We start from the raw sequence: 26,431 nt of genomic DNA on the forward strand, positions 1-26,431 counted from the left end.
CTCCTGCACGGGCCACCCGCCCCCGACCGTCAGAATGGACCCATGGTCTCCGGCTCCCCTCGCATCTTCTCCGGGATGCAGCCCACCTCCGACTCCCTCCACCTCGGCAACTACCTGGGGGCGCTGACCCAGTGGGTCGCGCTGCAGGAGTCCTACGACGCGCTCTACTGCGTCGTGGACCTGCACGCCCTGACGGTGGCGCCGGACCCGGCGGCGCTGCGCGAGCGCACCCGGCGGACCGCGGCGCAGTACCTGGCCGCCGGCGTGGACCCGGAGCGCTCCATCCTGTTCGTGCAGTCGCACGTCGCGGAGCACGCCGAGCTGGCCTGGCTGCTGTCCTGCCAGACGGGCTTCGGCGAGGCCGGGCGGATGACGCAGTTCAAGGACAAGTCGGCCAAGCACGGCGCCGAGGGCACCACGGTCGGGCTGTTCACCTACCCCATCCTCATGGCGGCGGACATCCTGCTGTACGACACGGCGCTCGTGCCGGTCGGCGAGGACCAGCGCCAGCACCTCGAGCTGACCCGCGACCTGGCCGAGCGGCTGAACAAGCGGTTCGGGGACGGCACCGCGGTCGTGCCGGACGCGCACATCGTCAAGGCCACCGCCAAGATCTACGACCTGCAGGACCCGACGGCCAAGATGAGCAAGTCGGCGTCGAGCCCGAACGGCATCATCGAGCTGCTCGACCCGCCCAAGACGGTCGCCAAGCGGATCCGGTCGGCGGTCACCGACGCGGGCTCGGAGATCCGGTTCGACCGGGAGAACCAGCCCGGCATCGCCAACCTGCTGACGATCTACTCGGCGCTCACGGGCCGCGAGGTCGAGTCGATCGTCGCCGACTACGCGGGCAAGGGGTACGGCCACCTCAAGGTCGACCTCGCCGAGGTCGTCGTGGAGTTCCTCGCGCCGTTCCAGGAGCGGGTGAACGGCTACCTGGCCGACCCGGCGTCCCTGGACGCGGTCCTCGAGGACGGCGCCGAGCGGGCCCGGGCGATCGCGCGCGGCACCCTCGACCGGGTCGCCGACCGCTTCGGGCTGCTGCCGCGTCGCCGGACGGCATGAACCCCACCGGGCCGTTCGCCGACGAGCTCCGGATCGGCGTCGCCGTCTCCGTCCCGGAGCCGTACGCCGCCGAGCTCCAGGCGGCGCGCGCCCGCGTCGGCGACCCCGCCGCCCACCTGATCCGCCCGCACATCACCCTGCTCGGCCCGACCGTGCTGCCGACGGCCTCGCTGCCGGAGGCGGAGGAGCACCTGCGCGCGGTCGCCGCGCAGCACGCGCCGTTCACCGTCCACCTGCGGGGCACCGCCACGTTCCGGCCGGTGTCGCCCGTGGTGTTCGTCCAGGTGGTCGAGGGCATCGCCTCGTGCGAGCTGCTGGAGGTCGCCGTCCGGTCGGGCGTGCTCGACCAGGAGCTGCGGTTCCACTACCACCCGCACGTCACCATCGCGCACGAGGTGCCGGACGAGGCGCTCGACCGGGCCTTCTCCGACATGGCGGGGTTCGAGGCCCGGTTCGACGTGGCGGAGATCCACGTCTACGAGCACGGCGACGACGGCGTGTGGCGGACGATCGGGGCCTTCCCGCTCGGCGGCTGAGGCCCGGGCGGCGCACCTGACCGGCGCCGACGCCCGGTCCCGGGATGCCGGGCCGCGGCCCGTTCCCTAGGGTCGTGGCCATGGGAGTGCCGGCAGAACCGCAGGGCGCCGGCCGCGCGCACGCCGCCGCCGCAGCGACCACCGACGACGTCGCCGCGGGGAACCGCCGGGACGTGGGTGCCCGCGTGTACCCCGGCGGGTTCCCGGGGCTGGTCGCGCGGGCGAAGGCGGTGCTGGCCTGGTGGCAGCGCACCCGCGCGGCGCGCGCGAACGCGCGGTTCGGCGAGGCGGGCGGCGGCGTGCTCACGGGCGGCATCGCGTACGCCACCATCTTCTCGGTCTTCGCGGGGCTGACGATCGGCTACACCGTCTTCATGGCCGTCCTCGGCAACAACGACGCGCTGCGCCAGACGGTGCTCGACACGATCGACGCGAACCTGCCGGGCCTGGTGATGACGAGCAGCGACGACGAGACCGGGGTCATCGACCCGGACTCGCTCCAGCTCAGCACCGGCGTCGGCGTCGCGGGCCTCGTGGCGTTCGTCGTGCTGCTGGTCAGCGCGATCTCCGCGATGGCCGCCCTGCGCACGGCCGTCCGCGCGATGTTCGCGGCCGAGAGCGCCGGCGGCAACGTCGTCACGAGCAAGCTCCGCGAGCTCGGCGGGTTCGCCGGCATCGGCCTCGCGATCCTGGTCTCGGCGCTGCTCAGCATCGCCACCACGACGGCCGCCGACTGGGCCCTGACCGCGCTCGGCCTCGACGGGTCGACGGTCGGGTCCCTCGTGCTGCGCGCCGCGGGCATCCTCGTGGCGTTCGTGGTCGACGCCGGGACGTTCGTGCTGATCGTCGTGGTGCTCGCGGGGCAGCGGCCGGCGTGGCCCGACCTGCGGCAGGGGATGCTCGTCGCGGCGGTGGGGCTCGGCGTCGTGCGGGTGCTCGGGACGTCGGTGGTGGCGGGCTCGGCGGACCGGAACGCGATCCTGGCGTCGTTCGCGGTGATCGTGACCCTGCTGATCTGGATCAACCTGATCGCCCGGATCGTGCTGCTGGCCGCCGCCTGGACCGCGGACCCGCCGCCGGCGGCCTCGGACGAGGACGCCGAGGCGGTGGAGCCCGCGACGCCGTAGACCCGCCGGGGCCCGCGCCCCGGCCGCTAGGATCGGCGTCCATGACCCAGCCGCAGCCGCGCCCCCAGGACCCGAGCCGCCCGACCGCGGGGGAGCTGGCGCGGGAGGCGGGCCGCGACTTCGTCCGGTCGAGCGCCGAGGGCCTGGTCGTCGTGCTGGTCACCGGGCTGGCGATCCTCGTCGTGGCCGGCGGGCTGGGCTGGCTCGGCGGCGTCGTCGCGGGCACGGCCGGGATGGTCGTGGGCGTGCTCGTCGGGCTCGGGCTGGTCGGGCTCGCCTGGCTGGTGCTCGTGCTCACGGGCGCCGCGGACGCGCTGCGCCGCCTGCGCCGCCGCTGACGTCGCGCGCCCCGTCCGGGCCGCCGGCCGCCGGGCCCGGGGTCGCCGGGACGCGCCTCAGCGCGCGAACGGCGGGTCCGGGACCCGGTCGTCCAGCTCGTCGAGCGCGTCCAGCACCGGCCGCGCCCCGTCGACCACCGGCCGACCGGCGTCCACGGCGGGCCCGATCACGTCGTCGAGCCGGTCCCGCAGCGGGGTCTGCACCCCGGTGCGGCCGTCGATCTGGTCGTCGGCCTCGTCCGCGGCCACGTCCCGGAGCGACTCGAGCACGGACCGCGTCCCCTCGCCGACCGGGTTGCCCGTCAGCCCCGTGAGGTTGCTGACGACGGGCTTGAGGATCACGCCGTTGACCAGGAGCGTGCGGATCAGGAAGCCCTCGCGGGAGAAGGTCTTCATCGCCTTCACCGACCTGAGCAGGGCGGACAGCCGCTCCAGCGCGCTCGCGACCTTCGCGAGGACCGTGGCGATCCGGGACCCGGCGACGGCCGCCTCCGCCGCCGCCGCGGCCCCGCCGGCGACCGCCGAGGCGCCGAGCGTGACCAGCGACAGGGCGGCGCTGACCGCCAGGGTGAGCAGCGCCCACTCGATGAGCTCCTGGATGATCGTGGCGACGAGCTCCTCGGCGAGCTCGACCTCCATCGCCGCGTCGTCGAGGAAGTCGGCGGTCTCCCGGGTGTCGTCCGCGAGCTGGTCCACGGCCTCGAGCAGCTCGCGCATCGCCGCCTCGAACGCGTCGTGCGCCTCGCCCTCCCAGGCGGCGGACAGCGGGGCGATCACGTCGCGGTGGTGCTGCGCCAGCCGGTCGATCGTGGTGCCGAGGTCGCGCCACCGCTGGGCCGTCGAGCGCACCTCGGCGGAGTCACCGGTGACCGAGTCGAACATGTCGGCGAGCGGCTGCACGAGCGGACGCATCAGCGCGTCGACCATGCCGTCCAGCGGGGCCATCCACCCGTTGATCGTGTCCCAGACGGACACGGCGCCCGTGACGCTCACCGCAGCACCGCCTCGAGCCGGGCATGCAGGGCCGCGACCTGCTCGTCGGTGAGCGCGTAGCCCTCGGCGGTGGCCGCGAGACCGTCGCCGATGTTGCGGTACGCCTCGGTGAGCGCGGCGATCGCCTCGCCCAGACCGGTGTACCGGCTGCGGAAGGCCGCGAGGATCTCGTCGGAGGCGATCATCTTCCCGAGGGCGCCGTCCGGCAGGTCGGCGGCGGTCCGGTCGCCCTCCAGCGCCGCGAACTGCGCCGAGAGGTCGTGGTGGGCGGTCCGTGCCGTCGCGAGCGCGTCGACGTCGACGCGGAGCGCGGTCACAGATCGCCCCGGCGGCGCGCGTCGAGCTCGGCGTCCAGACGCTCGGAGGTGGCGGCCGGCACGCGGCCGGCGACCAGGTCCGCCCAGTCGCCCGCACCCGGGATGCGCGACGTCAGGGCGACGACCTGCTCCTGCGCGCGGGCCTGCGCGGCACCGAAGGCCTCCAGGACCGCCGTTCGCAGGACGTCGGGTGCGACCCGCTCCGCCTGCGGGGTGAACTCCACGTCCACCAGGGTGCCGCTCGGTCCGACCGTGACGGTCGCCACCCGGTCGCGGCTCTGCCCGCGTCCGCGCACGGTCGCCAGCTCGTCCCGGAGCGTGGCGGCCGCCTCCAGCCGCGTCCGCGCCTCGGCCTGCACCTGCTCCACCCACGTCGACGCCATGCGTCCCCCCTCCGCTGATCGCCTGCACACCCTAGCCAGCCGCCGACGGCGCGCCACCGGTGGTGCGCCGACCGGGTGACGGCCCAGCGCCCCGTCGAGTGGAAGGTCCGGCCGGACACGCCGCGCGCGTGTCGGGCCAGACCTTCCACTGTCCGAGTGGGGCGACGATGCCGCGACGCGCCGAGCGTGGTCCCCAGGGGGGCGGGGTGGCGCTGGTGGCCGGCGCCGGCGCTGGGCAGAGTGCTCGGCATGGCATCGCAGCGGACGGGCTCGCGCCCGGCAGGGCTCGCGCCCGACGGGGACCTGCCGGCGGTGCTGGCGGCACGCGACGCGCGGGCGCGGGGGGCACGGGCGGCGCTGCGTGCCGGCTACGTCCGCGCCGCGACGGGCGTGCACGTCGTCGCGGGGACCGATGTCGACGACCCCGACGTGCGGACCGCCGTCGCCATGGCGCGCGTGCCGGAAGCCGTCACCCTGGGGGGCTGGGCCGCGGCTCGTCTCCACGAGCGGGCCGTGCTCGAGGCACCGGCCGCGCTCGAGGCGCCGGCCGCGGGCACGGGGGCGACGTCCGTCGGCCGCCGCCGGGTCGCCGTTCGCGACCGGGTGGATCCGCTGCCGTGGTTCGACGGCACCCCGGTCCTGGCGCGGACGGCCAGCACCCCCGTGCTGCTGCTCGCCCCGCCCGAGGTGCGCCTCGACCCCGGACCCGGCCGCCGGCTCCTGCGCAGCCGCGTGCCGCCGGAGGAGCGCCAGGTGCTCGGCGGGATGCCGGTGACGACACCGCTGCGCACGGCGTTCGACCTCGCGCGGCTCGGTCCCGAGGCCGACGCCGTGGTCGGGCTGGACCGCCTCCGCGCGCTCGGGCTGGTCGACCCGGCGGACCTGCACGACCTGATCCGGTCGCGGAGCCGCTGGCGGGGGCGGGCGGCCGCCGGTCGGGCCCTCGCGTTGTCGGCGGACGGGGTGGAGTCGCCGCAGGAGTCCCGGATGCGGATGGTGTGGCTCCAGGGCGGGCTGCCGGTCCCGGTGTGCAACGCCGACGTGCTGGACGCCGACCGGCGCTTCGTCGCCCGGGTCGACGTGCTCGACCCCGCGAGCGGCCTCGCCGCCGAGTACGACGGCGCGGTGCACGCGTCGGCGGACCGCCGGAGCGCCGACGCGTCCCGGCAGGAGCGGCTGCAGGCGCTGGGGATCGAGGTGGTGCGGGCGACGTCGACCGACCTCGCCACGCCGACCTCGCGGGCCCGGTGGCAGGCGCGGGCGCGCGCTGCCCGGGACCGGGCGCTCGCCAGGCGGCCGACCGCCCGGTGGGTCCGGGGATGAGCCGTCGAGTGGAAGGTCTGGCCGGACACGCCGACGGCGTGTCGGGCCAGACCTTCCACTCGAAAGAGCGCCGGGGTCAGAACGCGCGGGTGATCATCGCGCGCTTGACCTCCTGGATCGCCTTGGTGACCTCGATGCCGCGGGGGCAGGCCTCGGTGCAGTTGAAGGTGGTCCGGCAGCGCCAGACGCCCTCCTTGTCGTTGAGGATCTCCAGGCGCTGGGCGCCGCCCTCGTCCCGGCTGTCGAAGATGAACCGGTGCGCGTTGACGATCGCCGCCGGGCCGAAGTACTGGCCGTCGGTCCAGAACACCGGGCACGAGCTCGTGCACGCGGCGCACAGGATGCACTTGGTGGTGTCGTCGAACCGGGCGCGCTGCTCGGGCGACTGGAGCCGCTCGCGGGACGGCTCGGTGCCGGTGGTGATGAGGAACGGCATGATCTCGCGGTAGGAGGCGAAGAACGGCTCCATGTCGACCACGAGGTCCTTGATCACCGGCAGACCCTTGATGGGCTCGACGGTGATCGGCTTGTCCGGGTTCAGGTCCTTGAGCAGGGCCTTGCACGCGAGCCGGTTGCGGCCGTTGATCCGCATGGCGTCCGAGCCGCAGACGCCATGGGCGCAGGACCGGCGGAACGTCAGCGAGCCGTCGGACTCCCACTTGATCTTGTGCAGCGCGTCGAGCAGCCGGTCGGTGCCGTGGGCGATGACCGTGTGCTCCTCCCAGTACGCCTCGTCGCCGTGCGTCTCGGGCGTGTAGCGGCGGATCTTGAGCGTGACCTCGAACGACGGGATCTCGCCGGCCTTCGGCTCGGGCGCGGCCGAGCGCTCTGCGACAGCAGTCATCAGTACTTCCGCTCCATCGGCTGGTACACGGTGGTCACGACGGGCTTGGTGCCCAGGAGCACGACCGGGCGGCCGGGGCCCGGCTCGGGGACCTCCTCGCCCTTCGGCGCGGAGAGGGCGGGGGAGTCGACCGGCACGCCGGGGACGCGGCGGTAGGCCATGGTGTGCTCCATGAAGTTCTCGTCGTCGCGCTTCGGGTAGTCCTCGCGGAAGTGCCCGCCGCGGGACTCGCGCCGGTTCAGCGCGCCGACGACGACGGTCTCGGCGATGTCGAGCAGGAAGCCCAGCTCGATGGCCTCGATCAGGTCGGTGTTGAAGGCGCGGCCCTTGTCCTGGACCGAGACCCGCGTGTAGCGCTCCTGGAGCACCTGGATGTCCTGGAACGCCTGGCGCAGCGACTCCGCGGTGCGGAACACCTGCGCGTTGGTGTCCATCGTCTGCTGCAGCTCGCGGCGGACGTCGGAGACGCGCTCGCCCTGGGGGCGGTCGCGCATGTCCTCGAGCTGCGCCACGACGGCGTCGGCCGGCGCGTCGGGCAGGTCCACCCAGGACGCCGTGGCGGCGTACTCGGCGGCCGAGATGCCGGCGCGCTTGCCGAACACGTTGATGTCGAGCAGCGAGTTCGTGCCCAGGCGGTTGGAGCCGTGCACGGAGACGCAGGCGACCTCGCCGGCCGCGTACAGGCCCTTGACGACGTGCGTGGTGTCCCGCAGGACCTCGCCCTCGACGTTGGTCGGCACGCCGCCCATCGCGTAGTGCGCGGTGGGGTACACCGGCACCGGCTCGGTGTACGGCTCGATGCCGAGGTAGGTCCGGGCGAACTCGGTGATGTCCGGGAGCTTCGCGTCGATGTGCGCGGGGTCGAGGTGGGTCAGGTCGAGCAGGACGTAGTCCTTGTTCGGCCCGGCGCCGCGGCCCTCGCGCACCTCGTTGGCCATCGACCGGGCGACGATGTCGCGCGGCGCGAGGTCCTTGATGGTGGGGGCGTAGCGCTCCATGAACCGCTCGCCGTCGGCGTTGCGCAGGATGCCGCCCTCGCCGCGCGCGGCCTCGGACAGCAGGATGCCCAGGCCCGCGAGGCCGGTCGGGTGGAACTGGAAGAACTCCATGTCCTCCAGCGGCAGCCCGCGGCGGTAGGCCAGCGCCATCCCGTCGCCGGTGAGGGTGTGCGCGTTGGAGGTGGTCTTGTAGATCTTGCCGGCGCCGCCGGTCGCGAGCACCACGGACTTGGCGCGGAACACGTGGATCTCGCCGGTCGCGAGCTCGTACGCGACGACGCCCGACACGGCCACGTCCTCGCCGTCGGGGACCTCGCGGCCGGTGAGGTCGTGCGTGAGCAGCAGGTCCAGCACGTAGAACTCGTTGAAGAACGCGACCTCGTTCTTCACGCACTGCTGGTACAGGGTCTGCAGGATCATGTGGCCGGTGCGGTCCGCGGCGTAGCAGGCCCGGCGCACGGCGGCCTCGCCGTGGTTGCGGGTGTGGCCGCCGAACCGGCGCTGGTCGATCCGGCCCTCGGGGGTGCGGTTGAACGGCAGGCCCATCCGCTCCAGGTCGAGCACCGCGTCGATGGCCTCGTTCGCCATGATCGTCGCGGCGTCCTGGTCGACCAGGTAGTCGCCGCCCTTCACGGTGTCGAAGGTGTGCCACTCGGGGTTGTCGTCCTCGACGTTGCCGAGCGCGGCGCACATGCCGCCCTGGGCCGCGCCGGTGTGCGAGCGGGTGGGGTACAGCTTCGAGATGACCGCCGTGCGGGTGCGGGCGGACGACTCGAGGGCGGCGCGCATCCCGGCGCCGCCGGCGCCGACGATCACGACGTCGAACTGGTGGGTCTGCATCGGGGTCGATGCCTCCAAGGCGAGAGGGGAGCGGGGGCGCTCAGGCGGTGCAGAAGGACGGCAGCAGGTCCGCCGGGCTGTTCGCGGGGCACGGGTCGAAGGTGAAGATCACCAGCGTGCCGAGCACGACGACCACGGTGAACGCCGTGTACAGCGCGAGCTTGAGCACGAGGCGGGTGCCGTCGCGCTCGGCGTAGTCGTTGATGATCGTCCGGACGCCGTTGGTGCCGTGGATCATCGCGAGCCACAGCATGAGCAGGTCCCAGATCTGCCAGAACGGGGACGCCCACTTGCCGGCGACGAAGCCGAAGTCGATGGCGGAGATGCCCTCGCCGGCGACCAGGTTCACGAACAGGTGGCCGAAGATCAGCACGAGGAGCACGACGCCGGACGCGCGCATGAACACCCAGCCGTACAGCTCCCAGTTGCCGCGCGAGGTCCGGCGGCCCGGCCCGGCGCCGCGGGTGCGGGGGGCGGCGATCGAGGTCATCACTCGCCTCCGAAGACGTGCATGAGGTGCCGCGGCAGGAAGCCCGCCATCGTCACGACGAACAGGCCGAGCACAACCCAGAGCATCACGCGCTGGTACTTCGCGCCCTTGGACCAGAAGTCCACCAGCATGATCCGGACGCCGTTGAAGGCGTGGAACACGATGGCGGCGACCAGCCCGGCCTCGCCGAGCCCCATGATCGGGTTCTTGTAGGTCCCGATGACGGCGTTGTACGCCTCGGGGGAGACCCGCACGAGCGACGTGTCCAGCACGTGCACGAGCAGGAAGAAGAAGATGAGCACGCCGGTGATCCGGTGGGCCACCCAGGACCACATGCCTTCGCGGCCGCGGTAGAGGGTGCCGCCGGGGATCCGCTTGGCCGTGGGGGCGGCGTCGTCGCGGGCTTCGGCAGGCGCAGTGGGCACGGGTGGCCTCCTGGCGAGTTCGGGCGGGACTGCTGTGTCCGGTCCGATCACTGTAGTGATCGTGCGCTGGGTCACCCTGCCGTCGGGGGCCAGATCGGCCCTGATGTGATCAAGCGCACACGCTCCCCGGGACCTGGGTCCCTGGTCGTCCCCACTCACCACCGGCGTCGCCCGGACGGGTGGCGAGGGCCGGGCGGCCGGCGGGGACGTCGGCGATACGCTTCCGGGCATGTCGAGCCCCGCCACGCCCGCGTCGCCCGCGCAGCCCCGCCCGATCGACGGCTTCCACGCCGTCGTCCCCGCCGGCGGTGCCGGCACCCGGCTGTGGCCGCTGTCCCGCCAGGGCGCGCCGAAGTTCCTCCACGACCTGACCGGCACGGGCCGCACCCTGCTGCAGGGCACCGTCGACCGGCTGCTGCCGCTCACCGGCCGCGACGGGGTCCTCGTCGTCACCGGCGTCCGGCACGCGGAGGCCGTCGCCGCGCAGCTGCCCGAGCTGGGCCCGGGCCAGGTCGTCGCCGAGCCGTCGCCGCGCGACTCCATGGCCGCGATCGGCCTCGCCGCGGCGATCCTCGCGGAGCGGCACGGGCCCGAGGTCGTCCTCGGGTCGTTCGCCGCGGACCACGTCATCGACGACCTGGCCGGCTTCTGGTCGGCGGTCACCGAGGGCGTCGCCGCGGCCCGCGCGGGGTACGTCGTGACCATCGGCATCACCGCGACCGAGCCGTCGACCGCGTTCGGCTACATCCGGGCCGCCGACCCGCTCGGCGCCGAGGGCGCCCCCAGCGCCCGGCACGTCGCCGGCTTCACCGAGAAGCCCGACGCGGAGACCGCCGCCGGCTACCTCGCGACCGGCGACTACTGGTGGAACGCCGGCATGTTCCTGGTGCAGGCGGGCGTGCTCCTGGACCACCTGGCCGAGCAGCTGCCCCCGCTGGCCGCCGGGCTGCGCGCGATCGCCGCGGTGTGGGACGACCCGGAGCGCCGGGACGCCGTGCTCGCGCAGACCTGGCCCGGGCTGACCAAGATCGCCATCGACCACGCGATCGCCGAGCCCGTCGCGGCCGCCGGCGGCGTCGCCGTGGTGCCGGGCTCGTTCACCTGGGACGACGTGGGCGACTTCGACTCGCTGGCCGCCCTGCTGCCGGCGGTCGGGGTCGACGGCGGCCGCTCGCTCGGCGACGACGACCTGGTGCTGCGGCTCGACGCCCCGGGCGCGGTCGTGGTGCCGGGCGCCGGCCGCGCCGTGACCGTGCTCGGCGTCCGCGACGCCGTGGTCGTCGACACCGCGGACGCCCTGCTCGTCACCACCCGGGCGCACGCGCAGGCGGTGAAGCAGGCGGTGGACGGCTGGCGCGAGCGCGGCCGCGACGACCTGCTCTGACCGGCCGCCCCGCCCCGCGGCGGGTCCGGGCGCGCCCCGGCCCGTCGCGCGCGCCGGGACGCGCGGACCTGCCGCCACCTGCGGGGACGGCTAGGGTCGGGAGGGTGATCGTCGATGCCTCCCGGGTCAACCAGCTCGTCGCCACCCTGCAGCCCGAGCTGGTGGAGATCCGCCGCGACATCCACGCCCACCCCGAGCTCGGCCGCACGGAGCAGCGCACCACGCGCCTCATCGCCGACCGCCTGCGGCTGTCGGGCCTCTCCCCGAAGCTGCTGCCCGGGACCGGCCTCACCTGCGACATCGGACCCAACCCGGTCGAGACCGGCCGCCGCCGCATCGCGCTGCGCGCCGACATCGACGGGCTGCCGGTCCAGGAGACGACCGGGCTGCCCTACGCCTCGACCGTGCACGGCGTCGCGCACGCCTGCGGCCACGACGTGCACACCACCGCGCTGCTCGGCGCGGGGCTGGTGCTCGCCGAGCTGCACGCCGCGGGCGAGCTGCCGACCGCGGTGCGGCTCGTGTTCCAGCCGGCGGAGGAGGTGCAGCCCGGCGGCGCGCTCGACGTCCTGCAGGCCGGGGCGATGGACGGCATCGGCCGGATCTTCGCGCTGCACTGCGACCCGAAGGTCGACGTCGGCCGGATCGGCACCCGGATCGGCCCGATCACCTCGGCCTCCGACGAGATCACCGTCGTCCTGACCGGCGGTGGCGGCCACACCTCGCGCCCGCACCTCACGGGGGACCTGGTCTACGCCCTCGGCCAGGTGATCACCCAGGTGCCCGCCGTGCTCGGGCGCCGGCTCGACCCGCGGTCCGGGGTCAACCTCACCTGGGGCGCGGTGCAGGCCGGCTCGGCGCACAACGCCATCCCCGCGTCCGGCTCGGTGCGCGGGACGCTGCGCTGCCTCGACGTGCGCGCGTGGGAGAAGGCGTCCCAGGTGCTGCACGCCGCGGTGGAGCAGGTGGTCGCGCCGTACGGGGTCGAGGTCGAGGTGCGGCACCAGCGCGGGGTCCCGCCCGTCGAGAACGACGAGCGCGCCGTCGCCGTGCTGGAGGCGGCGGCCCGGGACGTGCTGGGCGAGGAGGCGGTGCAGCTCACCGAGCAGTCGCTCGGCGGCGAGGACTTCGCCTGGTACCTCACCCGGGTCCCGGGCGCGATGGCCCGGCTCGGCACCCGCACCCCGGGCGGCCGGACGTACGACATCCACCAGGGGGACCTGGTGGTCGACGAGCGCGCGATCGCGGCCGGGGCGGCGCTGCTGGCGCGGGCGGCGCTGCGGGTCGGAGCGACGCCCGGAGGCTGAGCACCGCCCGGCGGCACCGCACGCTGGGCCGGTCGGGTGAGTCGTCCCGCGGACGAATGTTCCAAGTCAGTAACGAAGGGCCCCGGAAGGGGTCCGGTAACACAGCCGACACCTGGGCGTGGCTAGTGTTCCTCGCAACGCCGGACGACCCCTCCCGACCCACGCGCAGCGTCGCGCGCGGCGACCGGGCGGGCCTCACGGACCGGTCGACGACGAGAAGCAGGAGCATCGCGTGAAGAAGATCATCCGTGCGGCCGCCCTCACCGGGGCTGTCGCGCTCGCCCTCGCCGCCTGCGGCAGCGCGCCGGAGGAGTCCGACAGCACCGCCGGTGGCGGCGACGCCGGCGGCTCCGACTTCAAGGCCTGCATGGTGTCCGACTCCGGCGGCTTCGAGGACAAGTCCTTCAACCAGTCGGGCGCCGAGGGCCTCGACCGCGCCAAGGACGAGCTGGGCATCCAGGAGGTCAAGGTCGAGTCGACCGCGGAGACCGACTTCACGCCGAACATCGACTCGCTGGTGCAGCAGGACTGCAACCTGATCATCGGCGTCGGCTTCCTGCTCGAGGACCCGATCCAGGAGGCCGCCGAGGCCAACCCGGACATCGAGTTCGCGCTGATCGACTCCGCGTTCTCCGACGCGGACTTCAACCCGGTGACGCTGGACAACGCCAAGCCGCTGCTGTTCAACACGCAGGAGGCCGCGTACCTGGCCGGCTACGTCGCCGCGGGCACCTCGACCACGGGCACCGTCGCCACCTTCGGCGGCATCCAGCTCCCGTCGGTCTCGATCTTCATGGACGGCTTCGCCGACGGCGTCGCCAAGTACAACGAGGACAACGGCGCCGACGTCAAGGTCCTCGGCTGGGACAAGGAGGCCCAGACCGGCTCCTTCACCGGTGACTTCGAGAACCAGACCAACGGCCAGAACCTGGCCAAGGGCTTCATCGACCAGGGCGCGGACGTCATCATGCCCGTCGCCGGCCCGGTCGGCCTCGGTGCCGCCGCGGCCGCGCAGGAGGCCGGGAACGTCTCCATCGTGGGCGTCGACGCCGACTGGTTCGAGACCTCGCCCGACTACTCCTCGATCATCCTGACCTCGGTCATGAAGGAGATCGGCCAGGCCGTGTTCGACACGGTCAAGGAGGCCTCGGAGGGCAACTTCTCCTCGGAGCCGTACGTCGGCACCCTGGAGAACGAGGGCATCGGCATCGCGCCGTTCCACGACTTCGACTCGGTGGTCCCCGAGGAGGTCAAGACGGCCGTCGAGGACCTGAAGGCCCAGATCATCTCCGGTGACCTGGTCGTGGAGTCCATCAGCCAGAACTGACGCACCAGCACCACCGGTGGCCCGGGCAGCACGCCTGCCCGGGCCACCGGTGCGTTCACCCGCGCACCCGGGACCTGAGGCTGTGATCGGCCGTCCGGTTTGGCCTAGTGTGCGCAGCGACACGATCGACCGAAGGAGCATTCCCACGTGAAGCTCGAGCTGCGGGGGATCACCAAGCGCTTCGGCGCCCTGGTGGCGAACGACCACATCGACCTGGTGGTCGAGCCCGGCGAGATCCACGCGCTGCTGGGCGAGAACGGTGCCGGCAAGAGCACCCTGATGAACGTGCTGTACGGGTTCTACGACCCGGACGAGGGCGAGATCCTCGTCGACGGGCGGCCCGTGGAGTTCGCCGGCCCCGGCGACGCGATGGCCGCGGGGATCGGCATGGTCCACCAGCACTTCATGCTGGTCCCGGTGTTCACCGTCGCGGAGAACGTCGTCCTCGGGTACGAGCCCGTCAAGGGCGGCGGGATGCTCGACCTCGCCGCGGCGCGCCGCCGCGTCCGGGAGATCTCCGACCGGTTCGGGTTCGACGTCGACCCCGACGCCCTGGTGGAGGACCTCCCCGTCGGCGCGCAGCAGCGCGTCGAGATCATCAAGGCGCTGTCCCGGGACGCCCGGGTCCTGATCCTCGACGAGCCGACCGCGGTGCTGACGCCGCAGGAGACCGACGAGCTCATCGCGATCATGCGGCAGCTCAAGGCGGCGGGCACCTCCATCGTCTTCATCACCCACAAGCTCCGTGAGGTCCGCGCCGTCGCGGACCGGATCACGGTCATCCGCCGCGGCCAGGTCGTGGGCAGCGCCCGGCCCGACGCCGCGGAGACCGAGCTGGCCTCGCTCATGGTCGGCCGGTCCGTCTCGCTCGGCGTCGACCGCTCGCCCGCGCAGGCCGGCGAGGTCGCCCTGCAGGTGCGGAACCTGTCGGTGCTCGACGAGGCCGGCGTCCAGCAGGTCGACGACGTGTCGTTCGACGTGGCCCGCGGCGAGATCGTCGCGGTCGCCGGCGTGCAGGGCAACGGCCAGACCGAGCTCACCGAGGTCATCCTGGGCCTGCAGCAGCCGGTCGCCGGGTCGGTCGTCCTCGACGGGACCGAGCTGGTCGGCCGCACGGTCAAGCAGGTGCTCGACGCCGGCGTCGGCTTCGTCCCCGAGGACCGGACGGAGGACGGGGTCGTCGCCGACTTCTCCGTCGCGGAGAACCTCATCCTCGACCTGTACGACCGCGCCCCGTTCGCGCGCGGGATCTCGCTGGACCCGAAGAAGGTCCTGGAGAACGCCGAGCGCCGGACCGTGGAGTTCGACGTCCGCACCCCGTCGACCGAGGCGCACGCCGGCACGCTGTCCGGCGGCAACCAGCAGAAGGTCGTCCTGGCCCGCGAGATGTCCCGCCCGCTGCGGCTGTTCATCGCGTCCCAGCCCACCCGCGGCCTGGACGTCGGGTCCATCGAGTTCGTGCACAAGCGGATCGTGCAGGAGCGGGACTCCGGGACCCCGGTCATCATCGTCTCGACCGAGCTCGACGAGGTGCTCGCGCTGGCGGACCGGATCGTCGTCATGTACCGCGGCCGCATCGTCGGCATCGTCCCCGGGGGCACCGACCGCGACGTGCTCGGCCTGATGATGGCCGGCGTCCCGCAGGCCGAGGCCGTGCAGCAGGCCGCGACCCACCACACCGTGCTCGGCGAGGCCGACATCGAGGCCTCCGAGGAGGAGAGCAAGTGAGCCAGGCGACCCCCGCCCCCGAGCAGCCGCCGGCCGGGTCCACCGCGCCGGCGCGCCGCGACGACGGCCTCGAGTCCCGCGCCCAGGGCGCGCTGCGCGAGATGCTGGAGAGCAGCTGGCTGGTGACGCTCGCCGCCCTGGTGCTGGCGCTCGTCATCTCCGGCGTGCTGATCGCGGCCGCGGACAGCGCCGTGCAGGACGCCGCGGGCTACTTCTTCGCGCGGCCGGCGGACTTCTTCTCCGCGGCGTGGGACGCCGTCTGGGGCGCCTACGTGGCGCTGTTCCAGGGCGCCGTCTTCGACCCGGGTGCCGCGACGTTCGCCCGCGGCATCCGCCCGATCACCGAGACCATGACCTGGGCCGTCCCGCTGATCCTCGCCGGCCTGGGCCTGGGCATCGGCTTCCGGGCCGGCATGTTCAACATCGGTGCGCAGGGCCAGATCATCCTCGGCGCGATCTTCGCCGGCTACATCGGCTTCGCCTGGGACCTCCCGCCGGTGCTGCACCTGCTGCTCGCCGTGATCGGCGGCGTCATCGGCGGCGGCCTGTGGGCCGGCATCGCCGGCTACCTCAAGGCCCGGACCGGGGCCAACGAGGTGATCGTCACGATCATGCTGAACAACATCGCGATCTACCTGGTGGGCTACCTGCTGACCACGTCGGCGTTCAAGCGCGGCGACAGCAACAACCCGGTGTCCCCGCCGATCGCCGAGACCGCGCTGTACCCGCAGCTGCTCGGGCCGCAGTTCCGGCTGCACCTCGGCTTCGTCGTCGCCATCCTCGCCGCCGTGTTCGTCTGGTGGCTGATGAACCGGTCGACGATCGGGTTCGCGTTCCGCGCCGTCGGGTCCAACCCGAGCGCCGCGCGCACCGCGGGCATCAACGTCAACCGGATGTACCTGCTGGTGATGCTCGTCGCCGGCGGCCTGGCCGGCATGGCCGGCACCGCGCAGGTCCTCGGGACCGAGAAGGTCCTCACCGCCGGCATCGCGGCGAGCTTCGGGTTCGACGCGATCACCGTCGCGCTGCTCGGCCGGTCCAAGCCGCTCGGCACCTTCTTCGCCGGCCTGCTGTTCGGCGCCCTGCGCGCCGGCGGCTTCGCGATGCAGTCCCGCACCGGCACGCCGATCGACATCGTGCTGGTCGTCCAGTCCCTCGTCGTGCTGTTCATCGCGGCGCCCCCGCTGGTGCGCGCGGTGTTCCGCCTCCCGTCCCCCCGCGGTCCCGGCGCCCAGCCGGCCGAGCTCGCCGCGCCCGTCGTCAAGGAGGCCGCCGCGTGAGCGCCGTCGCCGCCCCCGCCCCCGCGCGCGCCGCGGCGGGCAAGCCGCTTCCGCCGATCTCCTACAAGGCGCCGATCGCGTACGGCGCGGTCGCCGCGGTCGCCCTGCTGCTGTTCGGGATCCTGCCCGCCTCGGGCCGGGAGACCTCGTTCACCATGTTCGCGCCGGGGGAGAACATCGAGTTCTCCGTCCCGTCCAAGCTGACCGCGATCGTGCTCTGCCTGATCGCGCTCGGGCTCGCGGCCTGGTCGTTCCAGGCCGCACGGACCCGCCGCAAGGTCGGCGTCTGGCTGCCCGCCGTGTACGCGGTGGCGCTGGTGTTCGCGCTGCTCACCTGGGCCGTCGCGGGCAAGGCGCAGCCGCTGCCCCTGACCAGCCTGCTGCAGGGCTCGCTGTTCCTCGCGGTGCCGCTGGTGTTCGGCGCCCTCGCCGGCCTGGTCAGCGAGCGGTCCGGCATCATCAACATCGCGATCGAGGGCCAGCTGCTCGCGGGCGCGTTCCTCGCCGCGGTCGTCGCGACCATCACGTCCAGCGCCTACGTCGGGCTCATCGCCGCGCCGATCGCCGGCGCGCTGGTGTCGGCGCTGCTGGTCGCGTTCGCGATCAAGTACGTGGTCGACCAGATCATCGTCGGCGTCGTGCTCAACGTGCTGGTCGTCGGCATCACGAGCTACCTGTTCTCCACGGTCCTCAAGGAGAACGCCGGCACGCTCAACACGCCGCCGCGCCTGCCGACCCTGGCCATCCCCGGGCTGTCCGACATCCCGATCATCGGCCCGGTGCTGTTCCGGCAGACGATCCTCGTCTACCTGATGTACGTCGTGGTGATCGTCCTGCAGGTGCTGGTGTTCCGGAGCCGCTGGGGCCTGCGGCTGCGGGCCGTCGGCGAGCACCCCAAGGCGGCGGACACCGTCGGCATCAAGGTCAACCGCACCCGCGTGTGGAACACCCTGCTGGGCGGCGCGATCGCCGGCCTCGGCGGTGCGTTCTTCACGGTCGCGAACGGCCTGGCGTTCGGCAAGGAGATGACCGGCGGCAAGGGCTTCATCGCCCTCGCCGCGATGATCCTCGGCCGGTGGAGCCCGAAGGGCGCGCTCGCCGCGGCCCTGCTGTTCGGCTTCGCCGACAACCTGCAGGTGGTGCTCGGCATCATCGGCACGCCGATCCCGAGCCAGATCATGCTGATGACCCCGTACGTGGTGACGATCTTCGCGGTGGCCGGCCTCGTCGGCCGCGTGCGCGCCCCCGCCGCCGAGGGCATCGCCTACGTGAAGTGAGCACGTCACGACCGCCGTCGCCCACGCAGGGCGGCGGCGGTCGTGCTTCACGGGCACACTCGGGAGCGTCCGAGCAGGTGCCGTGAGACGCCCCGGTCGCCCGGGGAGAACAGGAGACCGGCTGTGCCGGAGATCGACTGGGACGCCCTGCGTGCCGCCGCCACCGAGGTGATGCACCGCGCGTACGTCCCGTACTCGAAGTTCCCCGTCGGGGTCGCGGCGCTGGTGGACGACGGCCGCGTGGTCGTCGGCTGCAACGTCGAGAACGCGTCGTACGGCCTGACCCTGTGCGCCGAGTGCGCCCTGGTGTCCGGCCTGCACGTGTCCGGCGGCGGGCGCCTGGTGGCGTTCGCCTGCGTGGACGCCCACGGGAACGCCCTCATGCCGTGCGGCCGCTGCCGCCAGCTCCTCTGGGAGCACGGGGGCCCCGACCTGCTCGTCGACACGGTGAGCGGGATCAAGCCGATGACCGAGGTGCTGCCCGACGCGTTCGGGCCGGCCGACCTGGTCGAGAGGAAGTCATGAGCACCGAGAAGTTCGACGCCGTCGACGTCATCGTCGCCAAGCGCGACGGCCACCGCCTGACCGACGCGCAGATCGACTGGGTCATCGACGCGTACACCCGCGGCGTCGTGGCCGAGGAGCAGATGTCCGCCCTCAACATGGCGATCCTGCTCAACGGCATGGACCGCGCCGAGATCTCGCGGTGGACCGCCGCGATGATCGCCTCCGGCGAGCGGATGGACTTCTCCGGGCTGCGCCGGCCCACCGCCGACAAGCACTCCACCGGCGGCGTCGGCGACAAGATCACCCTGCCGCTCGCGCCCCTGGTGGCGGTGTTCGACGTGGCGGTGCCGCAGCTGTCCGGGCGCGGCCTCGGCCACACCGGCGGCACCCTCGACAAGCTGGAGTCCATCCCTGGCTGGCGCGCGGCGCTGTCGAACGACGAGATGATGGCGCAGCTCGACGGCCCCGGCGCCGTGATCTGCCAGGCCGGCTCCGGCCTGGCGCCCGCCGACCGCAAGCTCTACGCCCTGCGCGACGTCACCGGCACCGTCGAGGCGATCCCGCTCATCGCGTCGTCGATCATGAGCAAGAAGATCGCCGAGGGCACCGGCGCGCTGGTGCTGGACGTCAAGGTCGGCTCCGGCGCGTTCATGAAGGACCTGGACCGCGCCCGCGAGCTCGCCCGCACCATGGTGGACCTCGGCACCGACGCCGGCGTGAACACGGTCGCGCTGCTCACCGACATGTCGACGCCGCTCGGCCTGACCGCGGGCAACGCGCTCGAGGTCCGGGAGTCGCTCGAGGTGCTCGCCGGCGGCGGGCCGTCCGACGTCGTGGAGCTGACGGTCGCGCTCGCGGAGGAGATGCTGGCCGCCGCCGGTCGCCCGGGTCTCGACGTGCGGGCCGCCCTGACCGACGGGCGTGCGATGGACGTGTGGCGCCGGATGATCGAGGCGCAGGGCGGCGACGCCGACGCGCCGCTGCCGGTCGCGCGGCACACCGAGCAGGTGCTCGCGCCCGCCGACGGCGTGCTCACCCGGCTCGACGCGTACGCGGTGGGCATCGCGGCCTGGCGCCTCGGCGCGGGCCGCGCGCGCAAGGAGGACCCGGTGCAGGCCGGGGCGGGCGTCGAGCTGCACGCCAAGCCGGGCCAGCCGGTCCGCAAGGGCGAGCCGCTGCTCACGCTGCACACGGACACCCCGGAGCGGTTCGAGCGCGCCAAGGAGGCCCTGGAGGGCGGCTTCGACGTGGCCGCCGAGGCGCCGGCCGCGACCCCGCTGATCCTGGACCGCATCGCGGCGTCCTGACGCCGGCGACGAGGTCCCGCCGCTCACGCGCGCGGCGGGGCCTTCGTCGTCGCGTCCGCGCGCGTCCGCCCCTCGCCGAGCCTCCGGGAGCGGACTCGGGCGAACGCGGCGGTCGGAGGCGAACAATGGAGACTCGGCGGACGAGGGGAGCGGGCGTGGTGGCGCGAGCGGGGTGGCGCAGGGGCCAGCTGGTGACGGTGCTGCGGGCGGCGCGCGGGCGCGTGGTGCCGCCGGCGCCGCGGGGCGCCCCCGGCGGCGCGGGCGGGCCGGAGCGGTCGCGCGTCGACGACGTCGCCGTGGCGGCGGCCGGCGCCCGGGCCGCGCTGCCCGACGGCGCGCTCGACGGCCTCGACGCCCGGCGGCGGGCGCAGGTGCTCGCCCCGCTGGACGTCCCCGCGGGCCGCACCGTCCGGTGGGGGACCGCGGCGGCGCGCCAGGTCGACGGCACCACCTGCGGCGCGGCCGTCCTCGGCCTGCTCGCCGCGGCCGGCGACCCGCGGCTCGCCCTGTGGCTGGTCTCCGGGCGGCTGCCCGACGGCCCGCGCCCGCCCGAGCTCGCCGGCCTCGACCTGCCCGCCCCCGCCGACCCGCACCATCCCGACGCCCCGACGTGGTTCCGCACCCCCGACGGCCGGGTGGTGCACGCGTCCGCGACCGGCGAGGAGGCCGCGGGCGCGCGCTGGGCGCTGCTGCAGGCCGCCCTGCACCGGCGCAGCACCGCCCGGGCCGTCGCCGGGGTGCTGCCCTGGCCCCGCTCGCTCGGCACGCCGCCGTGGGGCGCCGCGCGGCTGGCCCGGTTCCCGGGGGTCCGGTACCGGTCGGTGCTGGTGGACGACACCCGGACGGCGGAGGTCGACGACCTGCTGGCCCGCGTCGACGCCGCCCTCGACCGCGGGATCCCCGTGCCGCTCTACTCGGGCGGCGACCTGTCCGGCGGCGTCGCGGCGGCGGTCCCGCGGCACGTGGTCCTCGCGGTCGGCCGCTCGGGCGACGGCTACCGGGTCTACGAGCCGGGCGCCGGCGCGGTGCTGCCGCTCCCGCGTGCGGCCGTGCGTGCGCCGTCCGGGCCGGTGCCGGCCCTCGGCCACTGGACCCACCTCGCGTGGGCGCTCCTCCCGACCCGTCCCCGCTGAGGTGCCGGGCCGCCTGCCCCGTCGAGGTTGCACAACCCGCGGGTTTCCGGCGGCCTCGTCCCCGAGGTGCTTTGGGCCTTGCCGGGCGGCGATCTCACCGGCCTGGCGGGGAACGCCGGTCCGGGACACGATGGGGGAGTACCCCTGCCGCCGACGAGAGGAGTGGACATGAGCACCGTTCCCGGCGACCGGACCTGGCGCGACGCGGGGCTCGTCGAGCCCGCGCTGACCGACCTGCCGGAGGTCCAGCCCGACGACGACAGCGACGCGCGCGACGGCGCCTACCAGCCCGACGAGCCACGGCCCGACCTGGCCGGAGAGGCCGACCCGGGCGACGTCGCCGAGCAGAAGACCCCCGTCCCCGAGGACGAGCGCGACGACTACCCCTGAGCCGCGCCACGCGCCGCGCCGCACGCGCGCCACGCGCCGCGCAGGACCACCCGGGCGCCCCGTCCCCCGATGCGGGGTTCGGGGCGCCCGGCCACTACGGTGGGGCGCATGACCGTGACCTTCGAGCAGATCGTCGCGCTGCCGAAGGTCCTGCTGCACGACCACCTCGACGGGGGCGTGCGCCCGCGGACCGTCGTCGAGCTCGCCGAGAAGGCGGGCCACGCGCTCCCGACGATCGACCCGGACGCGCTCGCCGCCTGGTTCCGGGACGCCGCCGACAGCGGCAGCCTCGAGGCGTACATCGCGACGTTCAGCCACACGATCGCCGTCATGCAGCGGCCGAAGGCGCTGCGCCGGGTCGCCCGGGAGGCGGTGCTGGACGTGGCCGCGGACGGCGTCGTGTACGCCGAGGAGCGGTTCGCCCCGGAGCTGCACCAGGCCGGCGGGCTGTCGCTCCAGCAGGCCGTGGACGCCGTGCTGGAGGGGCTCGCCGAGGGCGAGGCCGAGGCCGCCGCGGCGGGCCACCCGATCCGGGCGCGCCTGCTGCTGTGCGCCATGCGGCAGTCCGACCGCGCCGACGAGATCGCCGCCCTGGCCCTGGCCAACCGGGACCGCGGCGTCGTCGGCTTCGACATCGCCGGCCCGGAGGCGGGCTTCCCGGCGAGCGCGCTCGGCGCGGCGTTCGCGCAGCTGCGCACCGCCCGGTTCCCGGTCACCGTGCACGCCGGCGAGGCCGCGGGCCGCGACTCGCTGGACGAGGCCGTCGACGTCGGCGCGCTGCGCCTGGGGCACGGCGTGCGGCTGGTCGACGACATCCGGCACGACGACGCGGGCGCGCCCGTGCTCGGCCGGCTCGCGCACTGGGTCCGGGACCGCGGCATCGCCCTCGAGGTGTGCCCGACGTCGAACCTGCAGACGGGCGCCGCGCTCTCGATCGCCGAGCACCCCGTCACGACCCTGCTGCGGCTCGGGTTCGCCGTCACGGTGAACACCGACAACCGCCTCCAGTCCCGCACCGGCCTCAGCCGCGAGCTGCACCTGCTCGTCACCGAGGCGGGCTGGACCCTCGACGACGTGCGGACGGTCACCCTGACCGCCGCCCGCCACGCGTTCGTGCACGCCGACGAGCGCCAGGACCTCATCGACCGGGTCATCGTCCCCGGTCACGCACCGACCGGAACAGGAAGGCACCGCGCATGACCCAGTCCCTCGACGCCGCCGCGCTGGCGCAGTTCGTCGACCACACGCTGCTCAAGCCCGAGGCGACCCGCGCGGACGTCGAGGCGCTCGTCGCGGAGGGCGCCTCGCTCGGCGTCTACTCCGTGTGCGTCTCGCCGTCGTTCCTGCCGCTGGACGCCCAGGGCCTCAAGGTCGCCACCGTGTGCGGCTTCCCGTCCGGCAAGCACCACAGCGACGTCAAGGCCGCCGAGGCCGCCCGCTCCGTCGCCGACGGCGCGGACGAGGTCGACATGGTGATCGACGTCGGCGCCGCCAAGGAGGGCCGGTTCGCCGACGTGCAGGCCGACATCGCCGCCGTCCGCGCCGCCACCCCGGCACCGGTCGTGCTCAAGGTGATCATCGAGTCGGCCGCGCTGACCGACCACGAGATCGTCGAGGTCTGCCGGGCCGCCGAGGCCGCGGGCGCCGACTTCGTGAAGACGTCGACCGGCTTCCACCCCGCGGGCGGCGCCTCCGTGCACGCCGTCGAGATCATGAACGCCACCGTCGGCGGCCGCCTCGGCATCAAGGCCTCGGGCGGCATCCGCACCACGGCCGACGCGCTGGCGATGATCGAGGCCGGCGCGACCCGGCTCGGCCTGTCCGGCACCGCCGCGGTGCTCGGCGGCTTCGTGGCGGACGGCGGGTACTGAGCCCCGGCGCACGCGCGCACCCACGGCGACGGCCCGTCACCCCGGCAGCGGGGGGGCGGGCCGTCGCCGTGCGTGCGGCGAGGGACGGGGCGTCGTCGTCAGAGGGCGACCGCTGCGCACCCGGCGCACCCGGCGGCCACGACGGCGGGCGGCAGCAGCCACGCCGCCCGCGGCCGGTCAGAGCCCCAGCGCCGCCGCCACGTCCGCGCGCACCGCGTCGAGCCGCGCCCGCGCGGCCACCCGCGCCTCGCCGACCGACGCGACCGAGGCGTGCTCCTCGACGGGCACGACGACCTCGAGGTAGCACTTCACCTTCGGCTCGGTGCCGGACGGCCGGACGATGACCCGGGTGTCGTCCTGGGTGAGCAGCCGGATGCCGTCGGTCGGGGGCAGGCCCTCGCGGTCGGCGTCCGAGCCCGCGGCCAGGTCGACGACGGCCATGACCGGGGAGCCCGCCAGGACGACCGGCGGGTGCTCGCGCAGCCGCTGCATGGTCTCGGGGATCTGGGAGAGGTCGGTGAACCGGGCCGACAGCTGGTCGGTGAGGTGCAGGCCGTGCTGCCGGGCGAGGTCGTCCAGGACGTCGACCGGGGCGCGGCCCTCGGCCTTGAGACGGGCGGCGAGGCCGGCGAGTGTCAGCGCGGCGGAGATGCCGTCCTTGTCCCGGACGTGGGCGGGGTCGACGCAGTAACCGAGCGCCTCCTCGTAGCCGTAGACGAGGCCCTCGACGCGGGAGATCCACTTGAACCCCGTGAGCGTCTGGGCGTGCCGGAGGCCGGCGTGCGCGGCGATCCGGCCGAGCAGCCGGGACGACACGATCGAGTTGGCGAGCACGGGGGCGTCGTCCGCCACCGGCGCGCCCGCCGTGCCGAGCCGGGAAGCCGTCACGCTGCCGAGCAGCGCGCCGGTCTCGTCGCCGTGCAGCATCCGCCAGCCGTCCGACCCCGCGGCTCCGGGGCTCATGTGCGTGCGCGCCCGCGGGTCGATCACGGCGGCGCCGCAGCGGTCGGCGTCGGGGTCGAGGGCGATGACCAGGTCGGCCTGCACCTCGGCGGCGAGTGCCACGGCCAGGTCGATCGCGCCGGGCTCCTCGGGGTTCGGGAACGCGACCGTGGGGAAGTCGGGGTCGGGCTCGGCCTGCAGCTCCACGACGTGCACGTCGGTGAAGCCCGCCTCGGCGAGCACCCGGCGGGCGGTGCCGCCGCCGACGCCGTGCATCGGGGTGAGCACGACGCGCAGCGCGGCGTGCCGGGCGCGGGCCTCGTCGGACAGGTCGGCGAGGCCGAGCACCTCGGCGACGTAGGCGTCGACGATCTCGGGGCCGACCGACGACCAGCCGTCGGCGGCGCGCGGCACGGCGGCGACCGACGGGACGCGCGCGATCTCCGCGGCGATGGCGGCGTCCATCGGCGGGACGATCTGCGCGCCCTGGCCGGAGTCGGTGACGACGCGGCCGCCCAGGTAGACCTTGTAGCCGTTGTCCTGCGGCGGGTTGTGGGACGCGGTGACCATGACGCCCGCGTCGGCGCCGAGGTGCCGGACGGCGAATGCCAGGACCGGCGTGGGCAGGTACGGCGGCAGCATGACGACCTCGATGCCGACGGCGGTCAGCACCGCGGCGGTGTCGCGCGCGAAGTCGACGGAGCCGTGCCGCGCGTCGTGGCCCACGACCACGCGGGGAGCGGGGGAGACGCCCTCGAGCTCGCCGAGCAGGTAGGCGCCCAGGCCGGACGCGGCGCGGATGACGACCGCGCGGTTCATCCGGTGCGGGCCGCCCTCGACGGCGCCGCGCAGGCCGGCGGTGCCGAACTGCAGCAAGCCCTGGAACCGGTCGGCCAGGTCCTCGCGCGCCTCGCGCACGTCGGTCGCCGCCTGCTGCTCCTCGGGCGACGCCCCGCCGGGCGCCGACGGCTCGCCGGCCTCGGCGCGGTCGAGCAGCGCGGTGAGCTCGGCCGCGGTGCGCGGGTCGGGGTCGTCCGCGATCCACTCGCGGACCCGGCCGGCCAGGTCCGCCCACGCGCCGCCCGGCCCCTGCTCGGTCACGGCCGGGTGGTCCTCGGTGCGCTCGCTCATCGACTGCCGTCCTCCCCGGGGCGCCCCGCCCCGACCCTCGTCCTGCGCGGCGCGGACGCGCCGTGGTGCGTACTGCGCCGCCGCGGCGTCCGGGCCGCGGCGGCGCCCCGATCAGATGCGGCCGACGATGTCCGCCAGCAGGCGGCTGATCCGCGGGCCGGCGGCGGCGCCGGCCTCCAGGACCTCCGCGTGCGACAGCGGCTCGTCGCCGACGCCCGCGGCCAGGTTGGTGACCAGGGAGATGCCCAGCACCTCCATGCCGACGTGCCGCGCCGCGATGGCCTCGATGGTGGTGGACATGCCGACCAGGTCGCCACCCATGATCCCGGCCATCTTCACCTCGGCCGGGGTCTCGTAGTGCGGTCCGCGGAACTGCACGTACACGCCCTCGTCGAGCGACGGGTCGACCTCGCGGGCCACGTCGCGCAGCCGGCCGGCGTACAGGTCGGTCAGGTCGACGAACGTCGCACCCTCCAGCGGGGACACGGTCGTCAGGTTGATGTGGTCGCGGATCAGCACCGGGGTGCCGGGGCCCCACGCCGGGTTCAGGCCGCCGCAGCCGTTGGTGAGCACGACCGTCGAGCAGCCGGCGGCCGCGGCGGTGCGGACGCCGTGCACGACGCGGCGCACGCCCTTGCCCTCGTACAGGTGGGTGCGCGAGCCGAGCACGAGCGCGTGCTTGCCGGTCGCGGCGATCCGCACGGAGCGGATGGTGCCGACGTGGCCGACGACGGCCGGCGCGGCGAAGCCCGGGACGTCGGGGGCGGCGATCTCGGCGACGGTCTCGCCCAGCAGGTCGGCCGCGCCGCCCCAGCCGGAGCCCAGCACCAGGGCGACGTCGTGCTGCGCGACCCCGGTCGCCTCCGCGAGGTACGCGGCGGCCTCGGCCGCGACGGCCAGCGGGTCGGTGGTCGGGTCGTCGAGACGGGCGTCGTCGGCCATGCGGGTGCTCCTCGCGGTGCGTGCGGCGGTGTCGGTGCGGGTGGCGACCCGGCGCGCGGGACACGTGCGGTCGCAACGGTCGAGCGTACCGGCCGTGCCCGCCCGGCAGGACCCCGGAAGGTCCCGCACCGCGCGGGCCCCCCTCGCCGAGATGGCAACTCTCGGCTGCGCGGACGCGCTCGCGCACAGCCGAGAGTTGCCATCTCGGCGACGGGAGGGTGGGGGA

26 protein-coding genes are annotated in these 26,431 nt (G+C 74.6%); 17 read left to right on the forward strand and 9 right to left on the reverse strand.

Annotated features, from left to right (window positions below; genetic code table 11):
* Window positions 1–42 precede the first annotated feature (42 nt).
* The 4 genes from trpS (at window position 43) to MHY85_RS10660 (ending at window position 3,066) form a co-directional block, all read left to right on the forward strand.
* On the forward strand, window positions 43–1,065 hold the full coding sequence (gene trpS, locus MHY85_RS10645; protein ID WP_239196150.1) for a tryptophan--tRNA ligase: 1,023 nt from the start codon (window positions 43–45) through the stop codon (window positions 1,063–1,065).
* Window positions 1,062–1,601, forward strand: a complete 540-nt coding sequence (locus tag MHY85_RS10650) for a 2'-5' RNA ligase family protein (protein ID WP_239196152.1) — start codon at window positions 1,062–1,064, stop codon at window positions 1,599–1,601. The genes trpS and MHY85_RS10650 overlap by 4 nt, the downstream gene beginning before the upstream one ends.
* Window positions 1,602–1,681: 80 nt before the next feature.
* On the forward strand, window positions 1,682–2,728 hold the full coding sequence (locus tag MHY85_RS10655; RefSeq protein WP_239196154.1) for a YihY/virulence factor BrkB family protein: 1,047 nt from the start codon (window positions 1,682–1,684) through the stop codon (window positions 2,726–2,728).
* Window positions 2,729–2,769: 41 nt separating this feature from the next.
* Window positions 2,770–3,066: a hypothetical protein gene (locus MHY85_RS10660; protein ID WP_239196156.1), complete on the forward strand. Its 297-nt coding sequence runs from the start codon at window positions 2,770–2,772 to the stop codon at window positions 3,064–3,066.
* A gap of 57 nt (window positions 3,067–3,123) precedes the next feature.
* Here the strand turns inward: MHY85_RS10660 and MHY85_RS10665 are convergent, their stop codons facing one another.
* The 3 genes from MHY85_RS10665 to MHY85_RS10675 are packed head-to-tail and all read right to left on the reverse strand — an operon-like array spanning window position 3,124 to window position 4,759.
* Entirely contained in the window at window positions 3,124–4,059 is a 936-nt protein-coding gene (locus tag MHY85_RS10665; protein ID WP_239196158.1) for a WXG100 family type VII secretion target, read from the reverse strand.
* Window positions 4,056–4,376 carry a hypothetical protein gene (locus MHY85_RS10670; protein ID WP_239196160.1) on the reverse strand — a complete coding sequence of 107 codons (321 nt, stop codon included), beginning with the start codon at window positions 4,374–4,376 and terminating at the stop codon, window positions 4,056–4,058. The genes MHY85_RS10665 and MHY85_RS10670 overlap by 4 nt, the downstream gene beginning before the upstream one ends.
* Complete coding sequence (locus MHY85_RS10675; RefSeq protein ID WP_239196161.1) at window positions 4,373–4,759, reverse strand: YbaB/EbfC family nucleoid-associated protein; 387 nt, start codon at window positions 4,757–4,759, stop codon at window positions 4,373–4,375. Before MHY85_RS10675 ends, MHY85_RS10670 begins: the two co-directional genes overlap by 4 nt.
* A 249-nt stretch (window positions 4,760–5,008) precedes the next feature.
* Between MHY85_RS10675 and MHY85_RS10680 the strand changes: the two genes are divergently transcribed.
* Window positions 5,009–6,082, forward strand: a complete 1,074-nt coding sequence (locus MHY85_RS10680; protein WP_239196162.1) for an endonuclease domain-containing protein — start codon at window positions 5,009–5,011, stop codon at window positions 6,080–6,082.
* Window positions 6,083–6,158: 76 nt separating this feature from the next.
* Here MHY85_RS10680 and MHY85_RS10685 read toward each other — a convergent pair whose 3' ends face one another.
* The 4 genes from MHY85_RS10685 to sdhC are packed head-to-tail and all read right to left on the reverse strand — an operon-like array spanning window position 6,159 to window position 9,589.
* The gene (locus MHY85_RS10685; RefSeq protein ID WP_239196163.1) at window positions 6,159–6,926 is read right to left on the reverse strand and encodes a succinate dehydrogenase iron-sulfur subunit; all 768 of its coding nucleotides are present in this window, start codon (window positions 6,924–6,926) and stop codon (window positions 6,159–6,161) included.
* Window positions 6,926–8,764 carry a succinate dehydrogenase flavoprotein subunit gene (gene sdhA / locus MHY85_RS10690; RefSeq protein WP_239196164.1) on the reverse strand — a complete coding sequence of 613 codons (1,839 nt, stop codon included), beginning with the start codon at window positions 8,762–8,764 and terminating at the stop codon, window positions 6,926–6,928. Before sdhA ends, MHY85_RS10685 begins: the two co-directional genes overlap by 1 nt.
* A 40-nt stretch (window positions 8,765–8,804) precedes the next feature.
* Window positions 8,805–9,254, reverse strand: coding sequence for a succinate dehydrogenase hydrophobic membrane anchor subunit (locus MHY85_RS10695; RefSeq protein WP_239196165.1), 450 nt, complete (start codon window positions 9,252–9,254; stop codon window positions 8,805–8,807).
* Window positions 9,254–9,589 carry a succinate dehydrogenase, cytochrome b556 subunit gene (gene sdhC / locus MHY85_RS10700; RefSeq protein WP_230322880.1) on the reverse strand — a complete coding sequence of 112 codons (336 nt, stop codon included), beginning with the start codon at window positions 9,587–9,589 and terminating at the stop codon, window positions 9,254–9,256. Before sdhC ends, MHY85_RS10695 begins: the two co-directional genes overlap by 1 nt.
* A 319-nt stretch (window positions 9,590–9,908) precedes the next feature.
* On the opposite strand from sdhC, the gene MHY85_RS10705 reads away from it, so the two are divergent.
* The 12 genes from MHY85_RS10705 (at window position 9,909) to deoC (ending at window position 23,190) form a co-directional block, all read left to right on the forward strand.
* A complete protein-coding gene (locus MHY85_RS10705) occupies window positions 9,909–11,063 on the forward strand; it encodes a mannose-1-phosphate guanylyltransferase (RefSeq protein WP_239196166.1) in 1,155 nt (384 codons plus the stop codon).
* Between the two features lie 104 nt (window positions 11,064–11,167).
* The gene (locus MHY85_RS10710) at window positions 11,168–12,370 is read left to right on the forward strand and encodes an amidohydrolase (RefSeq protein ID WP_239196167.1); all 1,203 of its coding nucleotides are present in this window, start codon (window positions 11,168–11,170) and stop codon (window positions 12,368–12,370) included.
* Between the two features lie 232 nt (window positions 12,371–12,602).
* A complete protein-coding gene (locus tag MHY85_RS10715) occupies window positions 12,603–13,697 on the forward strand; it encodes a BMP family protein (RefSeq protein ID WP_158372961.1) in 1,095 nt (364 codons plus the stop codon).
* A gap of 147 nt (window positions 13,698–13,844) precedes the next feature.
* Window positions 13,845–15,425 carry an ABC transporter ATP-binding protein gene (locus MHY85_RS10720; protein WP_239196168.1) on the forward strand — a complete coding sequence of 527 codons (1,581 nt, stop codon included), beginning with the start codon at window positions 13,845–13,847 and terminating at the stop codon, window positions 15,423–15,425.
* The gene (locus tag MHY85_RS10725) at window positions 15,422–16,705 is read left to right on the forward strand and encodes an ABC transporter permease (protein WP_374233425.1); all 1,284 of its coding nucleotides are present in this window, start codon (window positions 15,422–15,424) and stop codon (window positions 16,703–16,705) included. The genes MHY85_RS10720 and MHY85_RS10725 overlap by 4 nt, the downstream gene beginning before the upstream one ends.
* Window positions 16,702–17,982, forward strand: a complete 1,281-nt coding sequence (locus MHY85_RS10730; RefSeq protein ID WP_158372963.1) for an ABC transporter permease — start codon at window positions 16,702–16,704, stop codon at window positions 17,980–17,982. Before MHY85_RS10725 ends, MHY85_RS10730 begins: the two co-directional genes overlap by 4 nt.
* A gap of 123 nt (window positions 17,983–18,105) precedes the next feature.
* Complete coding sequence (locus MHY85_RS10735; protein WP_154728596.1) at window positions 18,106–18,507, forward strand: cytidine deaminase; 402 nt, start codon at window positions 18,106–18,108, stop codon at window positions 18,505–18,507.
* The gene (locus MHY85_RS10740; protein WP_239196169.1) at window positions 18,504–19,796 is read left to right on the forward strand and encodes a thymidine phosphorylase; all 1,293 of its coding nucleotides are present in this window, start codon (window positions 18,504–18,506) and stop codon (window positions 19,794–19,796) included. The genes MHY85_RS10735 and MHY85_RS10740 overlap by 4 nt, the downstream gene beginning before the upstream one ends.
* 191 nt (window positions 19,797–19,987) lie before the next feature.
* The gene (locus MHY85_RS10745) at window positions 19,988–20,929 is read left to right on the forward strand and encodes a hypothetical protein (RefSeq protein WP_239196171.1); all 942 of its coding nucleotides are present in this window, start codon (window positions 19,988–19,990) and stop codon (window positions 20,927–20,929) included.
* Between the two features lie 168 nt (window positions 20,930–21,097).
* Window positions 21,098–21,319, forward strand: coding sequence for a hypothetical protein (locus MHY85_RS10750; protein WP_239196173.1), 222 nt, complete (start codon window positions 21,098–21,100; stop codon window positions 21,317–21,319).
* Between the two features lie 108 nt (window positions 21,320–21,427).
* Window positions 21,428–22,519 (forward strand): adenosine deaminase, encoded by a 1,092-nt coding sequence (locus MHY85_RS10755; protein ID WP_239196175.1) that lies wholly within the window; start codon window positions 21,428–21,430, stop codon window positions 22,517–22,519.
* Window positions 22,516–23,190: a deoxyribose-phosphate aldolase gene (gene deoC / locus MHY85_RS10760; protein ID WP_239196177.1), complete on the forward strand. Its 675-nt coding sequence runs from the start codon at window positions 22,516–22,518 to the stop codon at window positions 23,188–23,190. Before MHY85_RS10755 ends, deoC begins: the two co-directional genes overlap by 4 nt.
* 177 nt (window positions 23,191–23,367) lie before the next feature.
* Here the strand turns inward: deoC and MHY85_RS10765 are convergent, their stop codons facing one another.
* Both MHY85_RS10765 and MHY85_RS10770 read right to left on the reverse strand, forming a co-directional pair.
* Window positions 23,368–25,263 carry a phospho-sugar mutase gene (locus MHY85_RS10765; protein ID WP_239196179.1) on the reverse strand — a complete coding sequence of 632 codons (1,896 nt, stop codon included), beginning with the start codon at window positions 25,261–25,263 and terminating at the stop codon, window positions 23,368–23,370.
* Between the two features lie 111 nt (window positions 25,264–25,374).
* Entirely contained in the window at window positions 25,375–26,205 is an 831-nt protein-coding gene (locus MHY85_RS10770; protein ID WP_239196181.1) for a purine-nucleoside phosphorylase, read from the reverse strand.
* Window positions 26,206–26,431: the final 226 nt, after the last annotated feature.

The sequence above is a fragment of the Cellulomonas sp. ACRRI genome (genome assembly GCF_022346185.1).
Taxonomy (GTDB): Bacteria; Actinomycetota; Actinomycetes; order Actinomycetales; family Cellulomonadaceae; genus Cellulomonas.

Bases quoted from the DNA above. Each gene is read 5' to 3' on its own strand.
- trpS (WP_239196150.1), top strand. From the start codon at position 43: ATGGTCTCCGGCTCCCCTCGCATCTTCTCCGGGATGCAGCCCACCTCC.
- MHY85_RS10650 (WP_239196152.1), top strand. From the start codon at position 1,062: ATGAACCCCACCGGGCCGTTCGCCGACGAGCTCCGGATCGGCGTCGCC.
- MHY85_RS10655 (WP_239196154.1), top strand. From the start codon at position 1,682: ATGGGAGTGCCGGCAGAACCGCAGGGCGCCGGCCGCGCGCACGCCGCC.
- MHY85_RS10660 (WP_239196156.1), top strand. From the start codon at position 2,770: ATGACCCAGCCGCAGCCGCGCCCCCAGGACCCGAGCCGCCCGACCGCG.
- MHY85_RS10675 (WP_239196161.1), bottom strand. From the start codon at position 4,759: ATGGCGTCGACGTGGGTGGAGCAGGTGCAGGCCGAGGCGCGGACGCGG.
- MHY85_RS10680 (WP_239196162.1), top strand. From the start codon at position 5,009: ATGGCATCGCAGCGGACGGGCTCGCGCCCGGCAGGGCTCGCGCCCGAC.
- MHY85_RS10685 (WP_239196163.1), bottom strand. From the start codon at position 6,926: ATGACTGCTGTCGCAGAGCGCTCGGCCGCGCCCGAGCCGAAGGCCGGC.
- sdhA (WP_239196164.1), bottom strand. From the start codon at position 8,764: ATGCAGACCCACCAGTTCGACGTCGTGATCGTCGGCGCCGGCGGCGCC.
- MHY85_RS10695 (WP_239196165.1), bottom strand. From the start codon at position 9,254: ATGACCTCGATCGCCGCCCCCCGCACCCGCGGCGCCGGGCCGGGCCGC.
- sdhC (WP_230322880.1), bottom strand. From the start codon at position 9,589: ATGTGGTCCTGGGTGGCCCACCGGATCACCGGCGTGCTCATCTTCTTC.
- MHY85_RS10705 (WP_239196166.1), top strand. From the start codon at position 9,909: ATGTCGAGCCCCGCCACGCCCGCGTCGCCCGCGCAGCCCCGCCCGATC.
- MHY85_RS10740 (WP_239196169.1), top strand. From the start codon at position 18,504: ATGAGCACCGAGAAGTTCGACGCCGTCGACGTCATCGTCGCCAAGCGC.
- MHY85_RS10750 (WP_239196173.1), top strand. From the start codon at position 21,098: ATGAGCACCGTTCCCGGCGACCGGACCTGGCGCGACGCGGGGCTCGTC.
- MHY85_RS10755 (WP_239196175.1), top strand. From the start codon at position 21,428: ATGACCGTGACCTTCGAGCAGATCGTCGCGCTGCCGAAGGTCCTGCTG.
- deoC (WP_239196177.1), top strand. From the start codon at position 22,516: ATGACCCAGTCCCTCGACGCCGCCGCGCTGGCGCAGTTCGTCGACCAC.
- MHY85_RS10765 (WP_239196179.1), bottom strand. From the start codon at position 25,263: ATGAGCGAGCGCACCGAGGACCACCCGGCCGTGACCGAGCAGGGGCCG.
- MHY85_RS10770 (WP_239196181.1), bottom strand. From the start codon at position 26,205: ATGGCCGACGACGCCCGTCTCGACGACCCGACCACCGACCCGCTGGCC.